Origin of the sequence: Thauera sp. 2A1 (assembly GCF_009469595.2) — a bacterium.
In the GTDB taxonomy this organism is placed as follows: domain Bacteria; phylum Pseudomonadota; class Gammaproteobacteria; order Burkholderiales; family Rhodocyclaceae; genus Thauera.
Genome location: NZ_SSXV01000007.1, coordinates 1 through 16,485, shown reverse-complemented (window position 1 = coordinate 16,485; position 16,485 = coordinate 1). Strand labels below are relative to the sequence as shown.

The following is a 16,485-nucleotide window of genomic DNA, read 5'->3' as shown; positions in this document are numbered from 1 at the left end:
CCGGACGACAGCGAGACAAGCATGCAGCAAGAACGCGTCAGCGCCGCTGCTGCGCCCGCCGCGCCAACGCGCAAACCCAGGCGCCGCTGGCTGGTGGAGCTGGCGGTCTTCGTGCTGGCGCTGATCGCGATCCAGTGGTGGCAGAGCTGGAACGTGCCCGATGGGCCTGCGCCCGCGATCGAGGCGCCCTTCGCCGATGGCCGCCATGGCAGCCTTGACGAGTGGCGCGGCGCCTATCCGGGCCAGCCGGTAGCGGTGTATTTCTGGGCCGACTGGTGCTCGATCTGCAAGGCGCAGCAGCGCAGCGTCGAATCACTGCGTGCCGACTGGCCGGTGCTGACCGTGGCGATGCAGTCGGGCGATGCGCCCGCGGTGGCGAAGGTGTTGCGCGAGCGCGGGCTCGACTGGCCCACCGCGATCGATGCCGATGGGCGGATCACCAGCGGCTACGGCCTGCGCGGTGTGCCGGCAATCGTGGTGATCGACGGCGAGGGCCGCGTCCGCTCGGTGTCGGTGGGCTTCACTACCGAGCTGGGCATGCGGCTGCGGCTGTGGTGGGCGGGGCTGGCCTGATCGTGCGCGTTGCGGCTGTGCGCGGCATGCCACCCCGGCGGCCGGAGGCGTTCAGCGCGAATCGGGCCGGATCACGCGCACATCGATCTGCAACTCGCCCGCGACCGCCAGCCAGGCGCGGTCAGTCGTCAGCACCGGCGCGGCGAGCGATTGCGCCAGCGCCAGGCAGGCGCGGTCGCCGAGCGAAAGCCCAGATGCTCGTGTGGCGCTGCGCAGCCACGCGGCGCGCCGGCACAGGACCGAATCGAAGGCTTGCTGTTCGAGGTCGAGCGCGGCAAACACGGCTTCGACTTCGGCGGGCGACATCCCCCAGTCCAGCAGCCGGCTGAAAACCTCGGTGACGTTGACGGTCGAGATGACGGCCTGCCCGAGCACGGACTCGACCTCGTTTGCGCCCGGTTCGGCATTGAGCAGGGCGAGCACGGCGGAGGCATCGAGGACGACCTTAGTCATGCGCCGCCTCGGTCCGCCGCTCGGCGATCAGCTCATCGGCCAGGGAGACGCCTTCGGGAACGTGGCGCCGCACCAGCGCCTGCGCGCGACGCAAACGCGTCGCCCGTGTCGACAGCCGTGCTTCGCCATCGACCAGCTCCCAGCACACCAGGTCGCCTTCCTTGATGCCGAGCGCCTGGCGGATCTCGGCTGGAATGACAACACGTCCTCCATCTGACATTTTCATCGTTATCACGGGTTGATTTCCATGTGTGGGTCTTCCTGACATTTTAGAATGCAAGGTGCGGTTTGTCATGGACGTGGAGCTGTCTGGTACTCCAGGCGAAGCGGTCACGGCCCGTCGCGATTCGACGCGCGGCGGGCTTGCTGCAACACTGCCGGCTGTGTCCATCTGCCCGGCCGACCTGCCCGACCCGCCGCAATCACGGTGAAGACCATGAACTCCCATGCTGCCGACTGCTCTCCCGAAGACCAGCAAAGCCTGATCCGCAACCTGCGTCGGCCGGATGCCTTTCCGCATCCCGCCGCCGACATCGCCTGCATCGAGACGCACATCTCTTCCGTCGTGCTGGCGGGCGATTTCGCCTACAAGCTGAAGAAGCCGCTGGATCTCGGCTTTCTCGACTTCAGTTCGCTGGACAAGCGCCGCGGCGCCTGCGACGAGGAGCTGCGGCTGAACCGGCGTACCGCGCCCGAGCTGTACCTGGACGTGGTGCCGGTCACCGGCAGCGTCGAGGCACCGCACATCGGCGGCGAAGGCGAGCCGATCGAGTACGCGGTGCGCATGCGGCGCTTCGCGCAGTCGGCGCTGCTGGGCGATGCGCTGGAACGGGGCGCGCTGCCGCCCGAACTGCTCGATCGCCTGGCGCGCCATGTGGCGGATTTTCATGCGGCGGCGGCAATTGCTGCGCCGGGTGATGGCTACGGCGACGCGCAGGCGGTGCACGGCCCGGTGCGGCAGAACTTCGCGCAACTGCGTGAGTTCATCGACGACGCAGGGCTGCTGGCGCAGGCCGCGGCGGCCGAGCGCTGGAGCGAGGCGCAGTTCGCGCTGCTGGCGCCGGTGTTCGAGCGCCGGCTGGCGGAGGGCCGGGTGCGCGAATGCCATGGCGACCTGCACCTGGGCAACCTGATCCTGCTCGACGGCGAGCCGCGGCTGTTCGACGGCATCGAGTTCAGCGCCGAACTGCGCTGGATCGACGTCGCCGCCGATGTCGCCTTCCTCTTCATGGACCTGCAGCGGCGTGGCCGCTCCGATCTGGGCGCGCGCTTCCTCAATGCCTGGCTGGAGCGGACCGGCGACTACGACAGCCTGCGCGTGATGCGCTACTACATCGCCTACCGCGCGATGGTGCGTGCCAAGATCGCCGCGATCCGCCTCGCCCAGCTCGACGGCGAGGCGCGCGCCGACTGCCTGCAGGAATGCCGCGCCTACGTTGCGCTGGCGGTGGCCCAGGGCCAGGCGGCGCAGCCTTTCCTCGCCATCGCCAGTGGCGTATCGGGTTCGGGCAAGACCAGCCAGTCGCAGGGCCTCATCGAGGCGCGCGGCGTGATCCGCGTGCGCGCCGATGTCGAGCGCAAGCGCCTGTTCGGCCTCGCGGCGGAGGATTCCAGCGTTGCGGTGGCGGGTGGCATCTACAATGCGGAGGCGAGCCGGCGCACCTACGCGCGGCTGGCGGAAGTGGCCGCCATCGCGCTCATGACCAGTTGGCCGGTGCTGGCGGACGCCACCTTCCTGCGCCGGGGCCAGCGCGCCGCTTTCGCCGAGCTTGCACGCCGGCTGCAGGTGCCCTTCGCCATCCTTGCCTTCGATGCGCCCGAGGCGACGCTGCGCGCGCGGGTGGCGGCGCGTGCGGCGCGGGGCGGCGATGCGTCGGAGGCCGACGTGGCGGTGCTCGACGTGCAGCTCGCGCTGCGCGAGCCGCTGTCGGATGACGAGCGCGCCATGACGCTGGCGGTGGACACGGCGACGGCGGTGTCGTGGCCGTCGCTGCTGCCGGCCCTCGATGCCCTGGTGGCGCGCCAATCTGCGCGGTTTGGTCATTCCGGCGGCGGTTTGTAGAATCCCGGGTCTCGACGCCGCGCACCAACACGATGCACAGCGCTTCACCCAGGGAGAGCTTCTCATGCAAAAACGCCGCTTCACCGCCCTCATCGCCGGTATGTTCGCGTCCGCCGCGCTCGGTTTGTCGCTGCCCGCGACGTCGGCCACCTACAAGGACGAATACAAGCTGTCCACCGTGCTGGGCGAGGCCTATCCCTGGGGCTGGGGCGCCAAGCGCTGGGCCGATCTCGTCGCCGAGAAGACCCAGGGCCGCATCAAGATCAAGGTCTATCCGGGCGCTTCGCTGGTGTCGGGTGACCAGACCAAGGAATTCACTGCGCTGCGCCAGGGCGTGATCGACATCGCGGTCGGCTCGACGATCAACTGGTCGCCGCAGATCAAGGAACTGAACCTGTTCGCGCTGCCCTTCCTGATGCCCGACCACAAGGCGCTCGACGCGTTGACCCAGGGCCGCGTGGGCAAGAAGGTGTTCGACCTGCTCGCCGAGCGTGACGTGGTGCCGCTGGCCTGGGGCGAGAACGGTTTCCGCGAGGTGAGCAACTCGAAGAAGCCGATCCGCTCGCCGGAAGACCTCAAGGGCCTGAAGATGCGCGTGGTCGGCTCGCCGCTGTTCCTCGCCACCTTCACCGCGCTCGGCGCCAACCCGACGCAGATGAGTTGGGCCGACGCCCAGCCGGCGATGGCCACCGGCGCGGTCGATGGGCAGGAGAACCCGCTGGCCGTGTTCAACGCCGCCAAGCTGCACACGGTGGGCCAGAAGCACCTGACGCTGTGGGGTTACGTCGCCGATCCGCTGATGTTCGTGGTGAACAAGAACGTGTGGAACTCCTGGAGCGCCGACGACCAGAAGGCGGTGCGCGAGGCGGCGCTGCAGGCGGCGAAGGAAGAGGTGGCCCGCGCCCGCGCCGGCATCTCGGCCGGCGACGACGCGCTGCTCAAGGAGATCCAGGCTAACGGCGTGTCGGTGGTGACGCTGACCGACGCCGAGCGCGGCGCCTTCCGCAAGGCCACCGCCGGCGTGTACAAGGAATGGGCCGACAAGATCGGCGCCGACCTGGTCAAGCAGGCCGAGGAAGACATCGCCAGGCGTTGAGCTTCCGGCTCAGACCGTCGCGGTCGCTGTAGGAGCGGGCTTGACCGCGACCTCGCACGGCAGATCGCGGTCAAGCCCGCTCCCACGACACGCTGCGAGGCGGTGGGGGCGGACTGGACCGCTTTCTTGCACCCGCTGCCCGCCCATCAAAACTCGAACATCCTTTCCTGATGAACCCTGAAGCTTCACCCGACGGCGGCGCGCACGATGCCGCACCGCCTTCCTACACCATCGAGCAGATCCTTGCCGGCGTTGCCATGGGTCTGATCGTGCTGATCACCTTCGGCAACGTGGTGGCGCGCTATTTCACTTCGCAGTCCTTCGCCGCGACCGAGGAGTTCTCCATCGCGCTGCTGCTGATCCTCTCCTTCCTCGGTTCGTCGGTGGCTTTCGCGCTGGACCGCCATATCCGCGTCACCTTCTTCATCGACCTGCTGCCCGCCGCCTGGCGTGCGGCGGCGGATTGGCTGTCCTTCGTCGTCACCGCGGCGCTGTTCGGCTTCATCGCCTTCTACGCCGGGCGGCTGACCTGGGACCAGTACCGCTTCGAGGAGACCTCGCCGGCACTGGGCGTGCCGCAGTGGTGGTACACGATCTGGATGCCGGCGCTGGCGGCGGCGATCGTGCTGCGCCTGGTCGTCACGCGGCTGCGGAGGCGGGCATGAACGGCGCGGTGTTGATCGGTCTCTTCCTGCTGACCCTGGTCGCGGGCGTGCCGCTGGCGGTGGGCCTGGGGGTGGCGAGCGTGGCGGTGCTGGCGCTGGCCGGCTTCGACCAGTTGGCGGTGCCCACCAACATCTACGCCGGCATCGCCAAGTATCCGCTGCTGGCGATCCCGATGTTCATCCTCGCCGGCATGATCTTCGAGCGCTCCGGCGTGGCGCTGCGGCTGGTGCGCTTCGTCACCGCCATCGTCGGCGAGTGGACCGGCTCGCTCGCGGTCGTCGCCGTGCTGGTGTCGATGCTGCTGGGCGGCATCTCAGGCTCCGGGCCGGCGGACGCGGCGGCGGTGGCGGCGGTGATGTTGCCTTCCATGGTGAAGCGCGGCTACCCGAAGGGCTTTGCCGCCGGTCTGATCGCTGCGTCGGGCTCGACGGCGATCATCATCCCGCCCTCGGTAGCCTTCATCGTCTATAGCGTGATGGTGCCGGCGGCCACCGTGCCGGCGCTGTTCGCCGCTGGCCTGTTCCCCGGCATCATCGCCGCGCTGTGCTTGCTGGTGCCGGCGGTGGTGATCAGCCGCCGTTACGGCTTCGGCCGCGAATACCGCGAGCCGCGTCCGCCGCTGGGGCAGAGCCTGATCGATGCCATCTGGGGCCTGCTGGCGCCGGTCATCATCCTCGGCGGGCTGCGCACCGGCATCTTCACGCCCACCGAGGCGGCGGTGGTGGCGGTGGCCTATGGCACCTTCGTCGGCATGGTCGTGTATCGCAGCATCGGCGTGCGCGACCTGTTCCGCCTGCTGGTCGATGCCGGCGAGCTGTCGGCGGTGGTGATGATGATCATCGGCATCGCGTCGGTGTTCGCCTGGGCCGGCAACACGCTGGGCATCTTCGACGCGGCGGCGAAGGCGCTGGTCGACATGCATCCCGGGCAATGGGGCATGCTGCTGTCGGTGAACCTGCTGTTGCTGGTGGCGGGCATGTTCCTCGACGCGATCTCCATCTTCCTGATCTTGCTGCCGCTACTGGTGCCGATCGCCATCGCGATGGGCTGGGACCTGGTGTGGTTCGGCGTGATGATGACGATCAACCTTGCCATCGGGCAGTTCACGCCGCCGATGGCGATCGCGCTGATGATCACATCGCGGATCGCCGGCATCGGGATGGAAGAGACCTTCCGCTGGGTGATCTGGCTGGTGCTGGCAATGGGCGCCGGATTGGCGCTGATGGTGGTGTTTCCGGAACTGGCGCTGTGGTTGCCGGGCAGGCTGGGCTACCTGTAGCCGAATCGCGTGGACGACGAAATGGCCCTTTACAACTCATTACCCGGCGTAACACCCTTGCTGAAACGATTGCCCTATCGTGCGCAGGCAGGCACCGGTGCGACTTTTCGCGCCGGTGAGACTGCGCCGTTTCCCGCCAGCCGAGGGCCACAAGCATGAAGTCCGTCATTGCAGGTTCGCGCATCTGGGTTCTTTCCCTCGCGGCTGCCGCCCTGCTCAGCGGTTGCGTGGTGGCGCCGGTCGATCCTTACTATGACGATGAGGTCTATGTCGCGCCGCCGCCGCCGCGGGTGGAATACCGCGGCTATCCGCCGGCGGTCGATTACATCTGGATCGACGGCTACTGGGATCGCGCCGGCCGTGGCTACGACTGGAAGCCGGGCTACTGGGCCCCGCCGGGTGAGCGCTGGCGCCTGCAGCAGCGCATCGAGCGCGAGCGCGCCTGGGAACGTGAGCGCGAGCGCGCGATCGTCCGCCAGCGCGAACACGCGCGAGAGGAGGAGTGGCGCCGGGATCGCGAGCAAGCGCGAGATCGTGAACGCGATCTGGCCCGCGAGCGCGACCGCCAGCGCGATCAGCAGTTGCGCATGGAGCGTGACGGCCAGCGCGATCAGCAGTTGCGCATGGAACGTGACCGTCAGCGCGATCAACAGTTGCGCATGGAGCGTGACCGCCAGCGTGACACGGAGCGCGAACGCGATCAGCAGTTGCGCATGGAGCGTGAGCGGCAGCGTGATGTGGATCGCACACGGCAGCGTGATCTGGAGCAGGAGCGCCAGCGCGCGCAGGACCGCCCGCGCGAGCAGGAGCGGCGGCCGGAGTGGCTGCGCAATCGCGACCGCGACCAGGACGGGAGAGGCGCCGACGACGCTGGCCGCCAGCGGCAGTCGGGTGAGCGCGTCCGCCCGGAATGGGCCGATCGCCTGCGGCAGGTCCAGGAGCGTTGAGCGGCCCGCCAGGCCGCAGACTGGATTTTTCCGAAGCCGCCTCGCCGAGGCGGCCTTTTTGCGCGCTCGTTCGCTCCGCGCCTTCGTGAGTTCAGGGCTGGGTCAGCAACTGGCGGACGGTAGCCTGGAAGCGACGCGCCACGGCGGCGCGATCCATCTGCGGATTGCGGATGCCGCGGATCATCAGCCCCTCGAACATCGCGGCGAGCAATTCGACCATCGTGTCGATCGCGCCTTCGTGGTCGTCGTGGCCGTCGGCGCGGCGGATGGCGCGCAACGTGGTCGCGAGGCTGGCGCGGCAGACACGGTCGGCCTCGCGCACGATCTCGGCCACCTGCGGATTGCGCGCCGCCTCCGCCACCACTTCGAGCTTCAGGCCGGCGTCGTGCGGCTCCAGGCTCCTGCGCACGCCCTCGGTCACGTGCTCGATCATCGCCTCGCGCGTGTCCCGTGCCGCGCGCAACTGTGCGCTCAGCGTCAGCAGGTACTCCAGGTCGCGCTCGACGATCGCGGCGATGATCGCTTCCTTGTTGTCGAAATAGTGGTAGATGTGGCCGGCGCTCATCCCCGCCGCCTTGGAGATCTGCGCGATGCTGGCGCCATGGAAGCCATGGTTGCGGAAGCACGTGGCGGCGGCGCACAGGATCTGCTCGCGCCGGGCTTCGGCACGCTGCTGTTCGGAAGGGCTGCGGTATTCAGCGGACATCTGGGCCAGAGTGATGAGTGATTGAGAATGCGTCTCGACGACCTTGCACCGGGAGAAAGGCTAGCATAGAATGATCGTTCAATCTAGAACCAACATTCTAATGTGAGGTCGCAGGACGCGGACGCCATGAGTGTGCGCTTCCCTGCACCGTGCCCCAATCGCGAGAGGCGAACCATGCAGATTCCCCGTATTTCCGTGCTCACCCCGGCCGCTCTGGCGCTGGCAGGCGCCCTGGTGCTGGCAGGCTGCGGCGGCAGCAAGCAGGGCGGCCCGCAGCAAGGCGGTGCGCCGGCGGCACCCGCGGTGACCGTGATGACGGTCAGGAGCGAGGCGGTGCCGCAGGTGACCGAACTGCCCGGCCGCACCACGCCCTCCCTGATCGCCGAAGTGCGGCCGCAGGTCACCGGCATCGTCAAGCAGCGCCAGTTCACCGAAGGCGGTGAAGTCAAGGCCGGCCAGTCCCTCTATCAGATCGATCCGGCCACCTACCAGGCGACCTACGACAGCGCCAAGGCCAGCCTGGCGCGCGCCGAGGCCAACGTCTACGCAGCGCGCCTGAAGGCGCAGCGCTATGCCGATCTGGTGAAGATCGAGGCTGTCAGCAAGCAGCAGAATGACGATGCGGTAGCCGCGCTGAAGCAGGCCCACGCCGACGTCGCCGCAGCGCGCGCAGCGACGGACAAGGCGCGCATCGACCTCGAATTCACCCGCGTGGCGTCGCCCATCTCCGGTCGCATCGGCCGTTCCGCGGTGACGCCGGGTGCGCTGGTCACCGCCAACCAGGCGACCGCCCTGGCCACGGTGCAGCAACTCGACCCGATCTACGTCGACGTGACGCAATCCAGCGCCGACCTGCTGCGCCTGAAGCGCGAGATCGCGGCGGGCAAGGTGCAGCGCAATGGCAGCGATGCCGTGCCGGTGCGGCTGGTGATGGAAGATGGATCGCTGTACGGGGTCGAGGGCAAGCTGGCCTTTTCCGAAGTCACGGTCGACCAGGGCACCGGCAGCATCACCCTGCGCGCGGTGTTCGCCAATCCGAAGGGCGAGCTGCTGCCGGGTATGTACGTGCGCGCCCGGCTGCCGCAGGGCGTGCAGGGTGCCGCCTTCCTGGTGCCGCACGCCGCACTGAGCCATGATCCGCGTGGCAACGCGCTGGTCATGGTGGTCAATGGCGAGGGCAAGGTCGAGGCGCGGCCGGTGAAGGCCGGCCAGTCGCTGGGCGACAAGTGGGTGATCACCGAAGGGCTGGCCGACGGCGAGCGGGTCATCGTCGAGGGGCTGCAGCGCGCCCGCCCGGGCACTCAGGTGCAGGCCCAGGAAGCCGGCGCCGCGCCTGCGACGCCACCCGCCGCGCCTGCCGCGGCGGCGAAGTGAGGTAGCCCGCCATGGCTCGTTTCTTCATCGACCGGCCCATCTTCGCCTGGGTCATCGCCATCGTCATCATGCTCTTCGGATCGCTGTCGATCCTGAAGCTGCCGGTGTCGCAATATCCCTCGATCGCGCCGCCCGCGGTCGTCATCAACGCCAAGTACCCCGGCGCCTCGGCGAAGGCGGTGGAAGACTCCGTCACCCAGATCATCGAGCAGAAGTTGACCGGGCTCGACGGCCTGCTGTACATGAACTCGTCCAGCGACGCCTTCGGCAATGCTTCGGTCACGCTCACCTTCGATGCCGGCACCAACCCCGACATCGCCCAGGTGCAGGTGCAGAACAAGCTGCAGACGGCATTGCCGCTGCTGCCGCAGGCGGTGCAGCAGCAGGGCGTGCAGGTGGCGAAGTCGTCGCGCAACTTCCTGATGGTGATCGGCTTCGTGTCGGAGGACGGCAGCCAGGAGCAGGTCGACCTGTCCGACTTCCTCGTGTCCACGGTGCAGGATCCGCTGTCGCGCGTCAGCGGCGTCGGCGAGGTCCAGGTATTCGGCGCGCAGTATGCGATGCGGGTGTGGGTGGATCCAGCCCGGCTCACCAACTATCGCTTGGTGCCGGCCGACGTGCGCGCCGCACTGCTGGCGCAGAACACCCAGGTGTCCGCAGGCCAGCTCGGCGGCACGCCGGCCCTGCCAGGGCAGGGTTTTTCCGCCACGATCACCGCGCAGAGCCGTTTGCAGACGGTCGAGGAGTTCGAGCAGATCCTGCTGCGCACTTCGGCGCAGGGGGGTGAGGTGCGCCTGAAGGATGTCGCGCGCATCGAGATCGGTGCCGAGAACTACGGCACCATCGCGCGCTTCAATGGCCAGCCCGCCGCGGGCGTTGGCGTCAAGCTCGCTTCCGGTGCGAATGCGCTCGCCACCGCGACCGCGGTGCGCGCCAAGATCGCCGAGATGGAGCGCTACTTCCCGGCGGGCGTGAAGGCGGTGGTGCCCTACGACACCACGCCCTTCGTCAAGATCTCCATCCAGGAAGTGGTGATGACGCTGATCGAAGCCGTCGTCCTCGTCTTCCTGGTGATGTACCTGTTCCTGCAGAACTTCCGCGCCACGCTGATCCCGACCATCGCCGTGCCGGTGGTGCTGCTCGGTACCTTCGGCGTCATGGCGGCGTTCGGCTTCTCGATCAATACGCTGACCATGTTCGGTATCGTGCTCGCCATCGGTCTGCTGGTGGACGACGCCATCGTCGTCGTGGAGAACGTCGAGCGGGTGATGAGCGAAGAGGGCCTGCCGCCCAAGGAGGCGACCAAACGCTCGATGGACCAGATCACCGGCGCGCTGATCGGCATCGGCCTGGTGCTGTCGGCCGTGTTCGTGCCGATGGCCTTCTTCGGCGGCTCGACCGGCGTGATCTACCGCCAGTTCTCCATCACCATCGTCGCGGCGATGGCGCTGTCGGTGCTGGTGGCCATCGTGTTCACCCCGGCGCTGTGCGCGACCATGCTCAAGCCGGTGGAGAAGGGCCACGAACATGGCGAGGGCGGCCTGTTCGGCGGCTTCTTCCACTGGTTCAACCTCAAGTTCGCGCGCGGCACGCAGCGCTACGAATCGGGCGTCGGCGGCATCCTGCAACGCAGCAAGCGCTACCTCGCGATTTACCTCGCGATCGTCGTGGTGCTGGGCCTGCTGTTCGTGCGCATGCCCACCTCCTTCCTGCCCGAGGAAGACCAAGGCGTCATGTTCAACCAGATCATGCTGCCGGCCGGCGCGACGCAGGAGCGCACGGTCGAGGTGCTGAAAAAGGTCGAGAAGCACTTCCTCGAGAACGAGAAGGACACGGTGCGCGCGGTCTTCACCGTGGCCGGTTTCAGCTTCGGCGGCAGCGGCCAGAACATGGGCATCGGCTTCGTCAACCTGAAGCACTGGGACGAGCGCAAGAAGCCCGGCATGGACGTCAAGTCGGTGGCGGGGCGCGCGATGGGCGCGTTCGCGCAGATCAAGGAGGCGATGGTGTTCGCCTTCGTGCCGCCGGCGGTGATCGAGCTCGGCACCTCGAACGGCTTCAACGTGCAGTTGCAGGATCGCGCCGGCATCGGCCACAAGGCGCTGATCGACGCCCGCAACCAGTTCCTCGGCATGGCGGCGCAGGACAAGCGCCTGGTGGGGGTGCGGCCGAACGGCCAGGACGACACGCCCGAATACCAGCTCGACATCGACCACGCCAAGGCCGGCGCGCTGGGCGTCACCGTGGCGGACATCAACGACACGCTGAGTACCGCGTGGGGCGGCATCTACGTCAATGACTTCCTCGATCGCGGCCGCATCAAGAAGGTTTACCTGCAGGCCGACGCCCCCGCGCGCATGACGCCGGAGGACCTGGGCAAGTGGTACGTGCGCAACAAGGCGGGCGAGATGGTGCCGTTCTCCGCCTTCACCACCGCGAAGTGGGTGTACGGCTCGCCGCGCCTCGAGCGCTACAACGGCCAGTCGTCGGTCGAACTTCTCGGCCAGGCCGCGCCCGGGCTGTCGTCGGGCGAGGCGATGAAGGCGGTCGAGGAGATCATCGCCAAGCTGCCGCCGGGCGTCGGCTACGAATGGACCGGCACCTCGTTCGAGGAGCGCCGCTCCGGAGCCCAGGCGCCGGCGCTGTACGCGCTGTCGCTGCTGGTGGTGTTCCTGTGCCTGGCGGCGCTGTACGAGAGCTGGTCGGTGCCGTTCGCGGTGATGCTGGTGGTGCCGCTGGGCGTGCTCGGCGCGCTGCTGGCGGCGACCGGACGCGGGCTGTCGAACGACGTGTATTTCCAGGTCGGCCTGCTCGCCACCATCGGCCTCTCGGCGAAGAACGCGATCCTGATCGTGGAGTTCGCCAAGGCGCAGATGGAGCAGGAGGGCAAGGAACTGATCGCCGCCACGCTCGAGGCGGTGCGCATGCGTCTGCGCCCCATCCTGATGACGTCACTCGCCTTCGGCCTGGGCGTGCTGCCGCTGGCCATTGCCACCGGCGCCGGCTCGGGCAGCCAGAACGCGATCGGCACCGGTGTGCTCGGCGGCACCATCGGCGCCACCGTGCTGGGCATCTTCTTCGTGCCGCTGTTCTACGTCGCCATCAAGCGCGTCTTCAAGGACAAACCTGCGGAATCGGCTGTGGCCAGCCCCGCACAGGAGCTCAAGTAATGAACCGCCTACGCATCACGACGATCGCGCTCGCCGCCATGCTGGCGGGGGGCTGCTCGCTGATCCCGGAATACCAGCGCCCCGCGGCGCCGGTGCCGGCTGCCTTCCCGAACGCGCCGTCCAAAGCCGCCACCGGGGCGCCGCAGGCCGACGCGCTTGCCTGGCGCGACTACTTTGCCGACGCGCGTCTGCGCCAGTTGATCGAGCTGGCGCTGACCAGCAACCGCGACCTGCGCGTGGCCGCGCTCAACATCGAGAGGGCGCGCGCGCAGTACGGCATCCAGCGCGCCGCGCTGTTCCCGGCGATCGGCGCCACCGGTGCAGAAAACGCGCAGCGCCTGCCGGGCGACCTGCGGCAGGGCGGCGAGGCCGGCATCAGCCGCCAGTTCAGTGCCACGCTGGGCTTTTCTGCGTATGAGCTGGATTTCTTCGGCCGTGTGCGCAGCCTCAACGAGCAGGCGCTGGAGCAGTACCTCGCCACCGAGGAGGCGCGCCGCAGCGCGCAGATCGCGCTGGTGGCGGAGGTGGCCAACACCTGGCTGACGCTGGCGGCCGACCGCGAGCGCCTGGCGCTGGCGCGCAGCACCTACGGCACGCGGCAGAAATCCTACGATCTGACGAAACGCAGCTTCGACGCAGGCGCGGTGTCGGCGCTCGACCTGCGCCAGGCGGAGACCCTGCTCGAAGGCGCGCGCGCCGACGTGGCGCGCTACACCGCGCTGGTCGCGCAGGACGGCAACGCGCTGGCGCTGGTGGTCGGTGCGCCCCTGCCGGAAGAGACGCTGCCGGAAAAGCTCACCGATGCGCTCACCACGGTGGCCGAGCTGCCCGCCGGCGTGCCCTCCGAGGTGCTGGTGCGGCGGCCCGACATCCTGCAGGCCGAACGCGCGCTGCGCGCCGCCAACGCCAGCATCGGCGCGGCGCGCGCCGCGTTCTTCCCCAGCATCACGCTGACCGCCGCTGCCGGCACGGCCAGCGCCTCGCTCGACGGCCTGTTCCAGGGCGGCTCGGGCACCTGGAGCTTCCTGCCGCAGATCCGCATCCCGATCTTCGAGGGCGGGCGCCTGCAGGCCAGCCTGGATGCCGCCGAGATCCAGCGTGACATCAACGTCGCGCATTACGAGAAGGCGATCCAGAGTGCCTTCCGCGAAGTCGCCGATGGCCTGGCGGTGCGCGCCACGGTGACCGAGCAGCTCGACGCGCGGCGCAAGCTGGTGGCGGCCACGGCCGAGACCTACCGGCTGTCCGACGCACGTTATCGCGCCGGCGTGGACAGCTACCTCGGCCTGCTCGACGCGCAGCGCGCGCTGTACGGTGCCGAGCTCGACCTCATCGGCGTGCGTCTGTCGGAGGCGTCCAGCCGTGTGGCGCTGTACAAGGCGCTGGGCGGCGGCTGGAAGTAGGACGGACGATGACGGACGCCGGCGGCGAGGACAGGCGCATCCCGGTGACCCTGCTCACCGGCTTCCTCGGCGCGGGCAAGACCACGCTGCTCAACCACCTGCTGCGCCAGCCGCAGGCCGCGGGCAGCGCGGTGCTGATCAACGAGCTGGGCACGGTCGGCATCGACCCGCAACTGCTCGACCCGCGCCTGCTGGGCGAGGTCGACGAGACGCTCGTCGTGCTCGACTCGGGCTGCATCTGCTGCAGCGTGCAGGGCGACCTGGTGCGCGCGCTGAAGGGGCTCTTCATGCGCGCGCTGCGGCGCGAGATCCCGGCGTTGCGCCGCGTGCTGATCGAAACCACCGGCCTGGCCGACCCGGCGCCGGTGATCCACACGCTGATGGCGGAGCCCTTCATCGCCGAACGCTACCGCTGCGACGGCGTCATCACCGCGGTCGACGCCACGCATGCGCTGCAGCAGCTCGGCGCCCACCGCGAGGCGGTGCGCCAGGCGGCGATGGCCGACCGGCTGCTGATCACCAAGTGCGACCTGGCCGATGACGCCGCGCGCGACGCGGTGCGGCAGCGCCTGGCCGAGCTCAACCCGGCGGCGCCGCAGATCGAGGTGCGAGCGGGCGCAGCCGATGCCGCAGCCTTCTTCGGCTGTGGCCTGTACGACGCGGCCGGCAAGGCGCCGGACGTTGCCGCCTGGCTGGGCGAGGAGGCAGTGCGCGCGCAGCAGGCGGCAGCACAGGCAGGGCGGTGGCGCCGCCCGGGTGCGCTGCCGCAGCGCGCCGCGGCCGATGCCGCCATTGACACGGCGGCGCGTCGTCACGACGCAGGCGTCACCAGCTTCGTGCTGCGCTTCGACGCACCGTTGCCGTGGTTCGAGTTTTCCGATGCACTGGGCCTGCTGCTGCAGCTTCACGGCGAGCGTATCCTGCGCATCAAGGGCTTGCTCAATGTGCTTGGCGATCCGCTGCCGCGGGTGATGCAATGCGTGCAGCATTCCGTCTATCCGCCGCGCAGCCTGCCCGCCTGGCCGCAGCAGCCGCCTTTCGACGACCGCCGCTCGCGGCTGGTCTTCATCGTGCGCGACCTGCCGCGCGAGGACGTCGAGGCGATGTTCGCGTCCTTCCTCGGCCAGGCGCCCACCTGACCGGCGCACCGACGCCATCAACCAGACCTACCGCGGAGGCCCACATGGCCGGATTCGAGAACTACCAGGACGAAATCCGCAACATCGAACTCGAGATCGAGCGCATGGGTGTCGCCTTGGGCGTGGACTGGAATGACGAGGCGCAGGTGCGCGCGCTGGCACGCGAAGCGCTGGAGCATTCCGCGGATCGTGTGCGTCAGGCTGCGTCCGACCCATCGGACCAGCAGCTCGCCGCCAAGGCGACGCTGTTCGGCCTCGCCAACCTGATGCTGCGCGCCATGGAAGAAAGCGCCGAGGTCGGCTTCGAGACCCACGGCGGGCCGGTGTGGAAGATTTTCGGCCGCGCCCTGTGGGCGGAGGCCGCGCTGCGCGGCAAGGCGGGTTGAGCGGCCCCCGGGCGCACGGACGCTGCTCAGTCGGGTAGCGCCTCCAGCCGGGCGAGCCACGGCGCGCGGAGCGCGTCATCGACGAAGGCTGCCTGCAGGCTGTTGCGCGCGATGCACTTGAGCTCCGCGCGGGTCAGGTCCAGCGCCCAGGCGGTGTCGAGGTAGTTCTTCGCCACGTAGCCGCCGAAATACGCCGGGTCGTCGGAGTTGATCGTCACCTTCAGGCCGGCATCCAGCAGCGTCTTCAGGTTGTGCTGCGCCAGCGTCGGGAACACGCACAGCTTGACGTTGGACAGCGGGCACACGGTGAGCGGCACCTGCTCGCGCGCCAGCCGCGCCATCAGCACCCGGTCTTCGGCAGCGCGCACGCCGTGGTCGATGCGCTCCACCTTCAGGATGTCCAGCGCTTCGACGATGTAGGCCGGCGGGCCTTCCTCGCCGGCGTGGGCGACGATGTGCAGGCCGAGCTCGCGGCAGCGCGCGAAGAGGCGCGCGAACTTCGACGGCGGATGGCCCATTTCCGACGAATCCAGCCCCACGCCGTGGATGCGTCCCAGGTGCGGCATCGCCTGCTGCAGGGTGGCGAAGCCGTCTTCCTCGCTCAGGTGGCGCAGGAAGCACAGGATCAGCCGTGAGCTGATGCCGTAGCGGCCGAGCGCATCGGCGCAGGCGCGCTCCAGGCCGGTCAGCACGGTGTCGAAGGCGACGCCGCGCGCGGTGTGCGTCTGCGGGTCGAAGAAGAGCTCCGCATGCACCACGCCGTCCGCCTGTGCGCGGGCAAAGTAGGCCATCGCCAGCTCGTGGAAGTCCTGTTCATGGATCAATGCCGCGGCGCCCGCGTAGTACAGGTCGAGAAAGCTCTGCAGGTCGGTGAAGTCGTAGGCGGCGCGGGTTTCCTCGACGCTCTTCCACGGCAGGGCGACGCCGTTGCGCGCCGCGAGCTGGAACATCAGCTCGGGCTCCAGCGTGCCTTCGATGTGCAGGTGCAGTTCGGCCTTGGGCAGCGCGCGGACGTAGTTGTCGAGTTCCATGGTGGCTTCCTTGGGAGGTGCGGATGGCGACGATCATAGCGAATGCCGGGAAGCTGCGTGGAGCAGGTACCGCAGGAGATGTAATGGACGCCTCCCTCCCGCCTCAGGTATGGGTCCGCAGTGCTCTTCAATGAGAAGAGCCCTCCTGTTACCTGACGGCATCGATGTGCCAAAGTGGAAGTGTCGAAACGACCACAAAC

Annotated in this window: 15 protein-coding genes; 11 read left to right on the top strand and 4 right to left on the bottom strand. The window is 68.7% G+C overall.

Going from position 1 to position 16,485, the window contains the following annotated elements:
- The first annotated feature begins 21 nt into the window (after positions 1 to 21).
- Complete coding sequence (locus GH664_RS08380) at positions 22 to 573, top strand: redoxin domain-containing protein (protein ID WP_153167631.1); 552 nt, start codon at positions 22 to 24, stop codon at positions 571 to 573.
- 51 nt (positions 574 to 624) lie between these two features.
- Here the strand turns inward: GH664_RS08380 and GH664_RS08375 are convergent, their stop codons facing one another.
- Both GH664_RS08375 and GH664_RS08370 read right to left on the bottom strand, forming a co-directional pair.
- The gene (locus GH664_RS08375; RefSeq protein ID WP_153167629.1) at positions 625 to 1,026 is read right to left on the bottom strand and encodes a type II toxin-antitoxin system VapC family toxin; all 402 of its coding nucleotides are present in this window, start codon (positions 1,024 to 1,026) and stop codon (positions 625 to 627) included.
- Positions 1,019 to 1,252, bottom strand: a complete 234-nt coding sequence (locus GH664_RS08370; protein ID WP_228111436.1) for an AbrB/MazE/SpoVT family DNA-binding domain-containing protein — start codon at positions 1,250 to 1,252, stop codon at positions 1,019 to 1,021. The genes GH664_RS08375 and GH664_RS08370 overlap by 8 nt, the downstream gene beginning before the upstream one ends.
- 210 nt (positions 1,253 to 1,462) lie before the next feature.
- Here GH664_RS08370 and GH664_RS08365 point away from each other — a divergent pair, with 210 nt between their 5' ends.
- The 5 genes from GH664_RS08365 to GH664_RS08345 all read left to right on the top strand — a co-directional run bounded on the left by GH664_RS08365 (position 1,463) and on the right by GH664_RS08345 (position 7,076).
- On the top strand, positions 1,463 to 3,088 hold the full coding sequence (locus tag GH664_RS08365; RefSeq protein ID WP_153167626.1) for a bifunctional aminoglycoside phosphotransferase/ATP-binding protein: 1,626 nt from the start codon (positions 1,463 to 1,465) through the stop codon (positions 3,086 to 3,088).
- A gap of 64 nt (positions 3,089 to 3,152) precedes the next feature.
- On the top strand, positions 3,153 to 4,184 hold the full coding sequence (locus tag GH664_RS08360) for a DctP family TRAP transporter solute-binding subunit (RefSeq protein ID WP_153167624.1): 1,032 nt from the start codon (positions 3,153 to 3,155) through the stop codon (positions 4,182 to 4,184).
- 170 nt (positions 4,185 to 4,354) lie between these two features.
- On the top strand, positions 4,355 to 4,849 hold the full coding sequence (locus GH664_RS08355) for a TRAP transporter small permease (protein ID WP_153167622.1): 495 nt from the start codon (positions 4,355 to 4,357) through the stop codon (positions 4,847 to 4,849).
- Positions 4,846 to 6,129, top strand: a complete 1,284-nt coding sequence (locus tag GH664_RS08350; RefSeq protein WP_153167620.1) for a TRAP transporter large permease — start codon at positions 4,846 to 4,848, stop codon at positions 6,127 to 6,129. The genes GH664_RS08355 and GH664_RS08350 overlap by 4 nt, the downstream gene beginning before the upstream one ends.
- Positions 6,130 to 6,284: 155 nt before the next feature.
- On the top strand, positions 6,285 to 7,076 hold the full coding sequence (locus tag GH664_RS08345) for a YXWGXW repeat-containing protein (protein ID WP_153167618.1): 792 nt from the start codon (positions 6,285 to 6,287) through the stop codon (positions 7,074 to 7,076).
- Between the two features lie 91 nt (positions 7,077 to 7,167).
- Here the strand turns inward: GH664_RS08345 and GH664_RS08340 are convergent, their stop codons facing one another.
- On the bottom strand, positions 7,168 to 7,782 hold the full coding sequence (locus GH664_RS08340; protein ID WP_153167617.1) for a TetR/AcrR family transcriptional regulator: 615 nt from the start codon (positions 7,780 to 7,782) through the stop codon (positions 7,168 to 7,170).
- Between the two features lie 174 nt (positions 7,783 to 7,956).
- On the opposite strand from GH664_RS08340, the gene GH664_RS08335 reads away from it, so the two are divergent.
- The 5 genes from GH664_RS08335 to GH664_RS08315 are packed head-to-tail and all read left to right on the top strand — an operon-like array spanning position 7,957 to position 15,254.
- Positions 7,957 to 9,156 carry an efflux RND transporter periplasmic adaptor subunit gene (locus GH664_RS08335; protein ID WP_153167616.1) on the top strand — a complete coding sequence of 400 codons (1,200 nt, stop codon included), beginning with the start codon at positions 7,957 to 7,959 and terminating at the stop codon, positions 9,154 to 9,156.
- Between the two features lie 11 nt (positions 9,157 to 9,167).
- Positions 9,168 to 12,326, top strand: coding sequence for an efflux RND transporter permease subunit (locus tag GH664_RS08330; RefSeq protein WP_153167614.1), 3,159 nt, complete (start codon positions 9,168 to 9,170; stop codon positions 12,324 to 12,326).
- Complete coding sequence (adeC, locus tag GH664_RS08325) at positions 12,326 to 13,729, top strand: AdeC/AdeK/OprM family multidrug efflux complex outer membrane factor (protein WP_153167612.1); 1,404 nt, start codon at positions 12,326 to 12,328, stop codon at positions 13,727 to 13,729. Before GH664_RS08330 ends, adeC begins: the two co-directional genes overlap by 1 nt.
- An 8-nt stretch (positions 13,730 to 13,737) precedes the next feature.
- The gene (locus GH664_RS08320) at positions 13,738 to 14,868 is read left to right on the top strand and encodes a GTP-binding protein (RefSeq protein WP_153167610.1); all 1,131 of its coding nucleotides are present in this window, start codon (positions 13,738 to 13,740) and stop codon (positions 14,866 to 14,868) included.
- 44 nt (positions 14,869 to 14,912) lie between these two features.
- Positions 14,913 to 15,254 carry a hypothetical protein gene (locus tag GH664_RS08315; RefSeq protein ID WP_153167608.1) on the top strand — a complete coding sequence of 114 codons (342 nt, stop codon included), beginning with the start codon at positions 14,913 to 14,915 and terminating at the stop codon, positions 15,252 to 15,254.
- Positions 15,255 to 15,280: 26 nt separating this feature from the next.
- On the opposite strand, the gene GH664_RS08310 is transcribed toward GH664_RS08315, so the two are convergent.
- On the bottom strand, positions 15,281 to 16,285 hold the full coding sequence (locus tag GH664_RS08310) for an adenosine deaminase (protein WP_153167606.1): 1,005 nt from the start codon (positions 16,283 to 16,285) through the stop codon (positions 15,281 to 15,283).
- Positions 16,286 to 16,485: the final 200 nt, after the last annotated feature.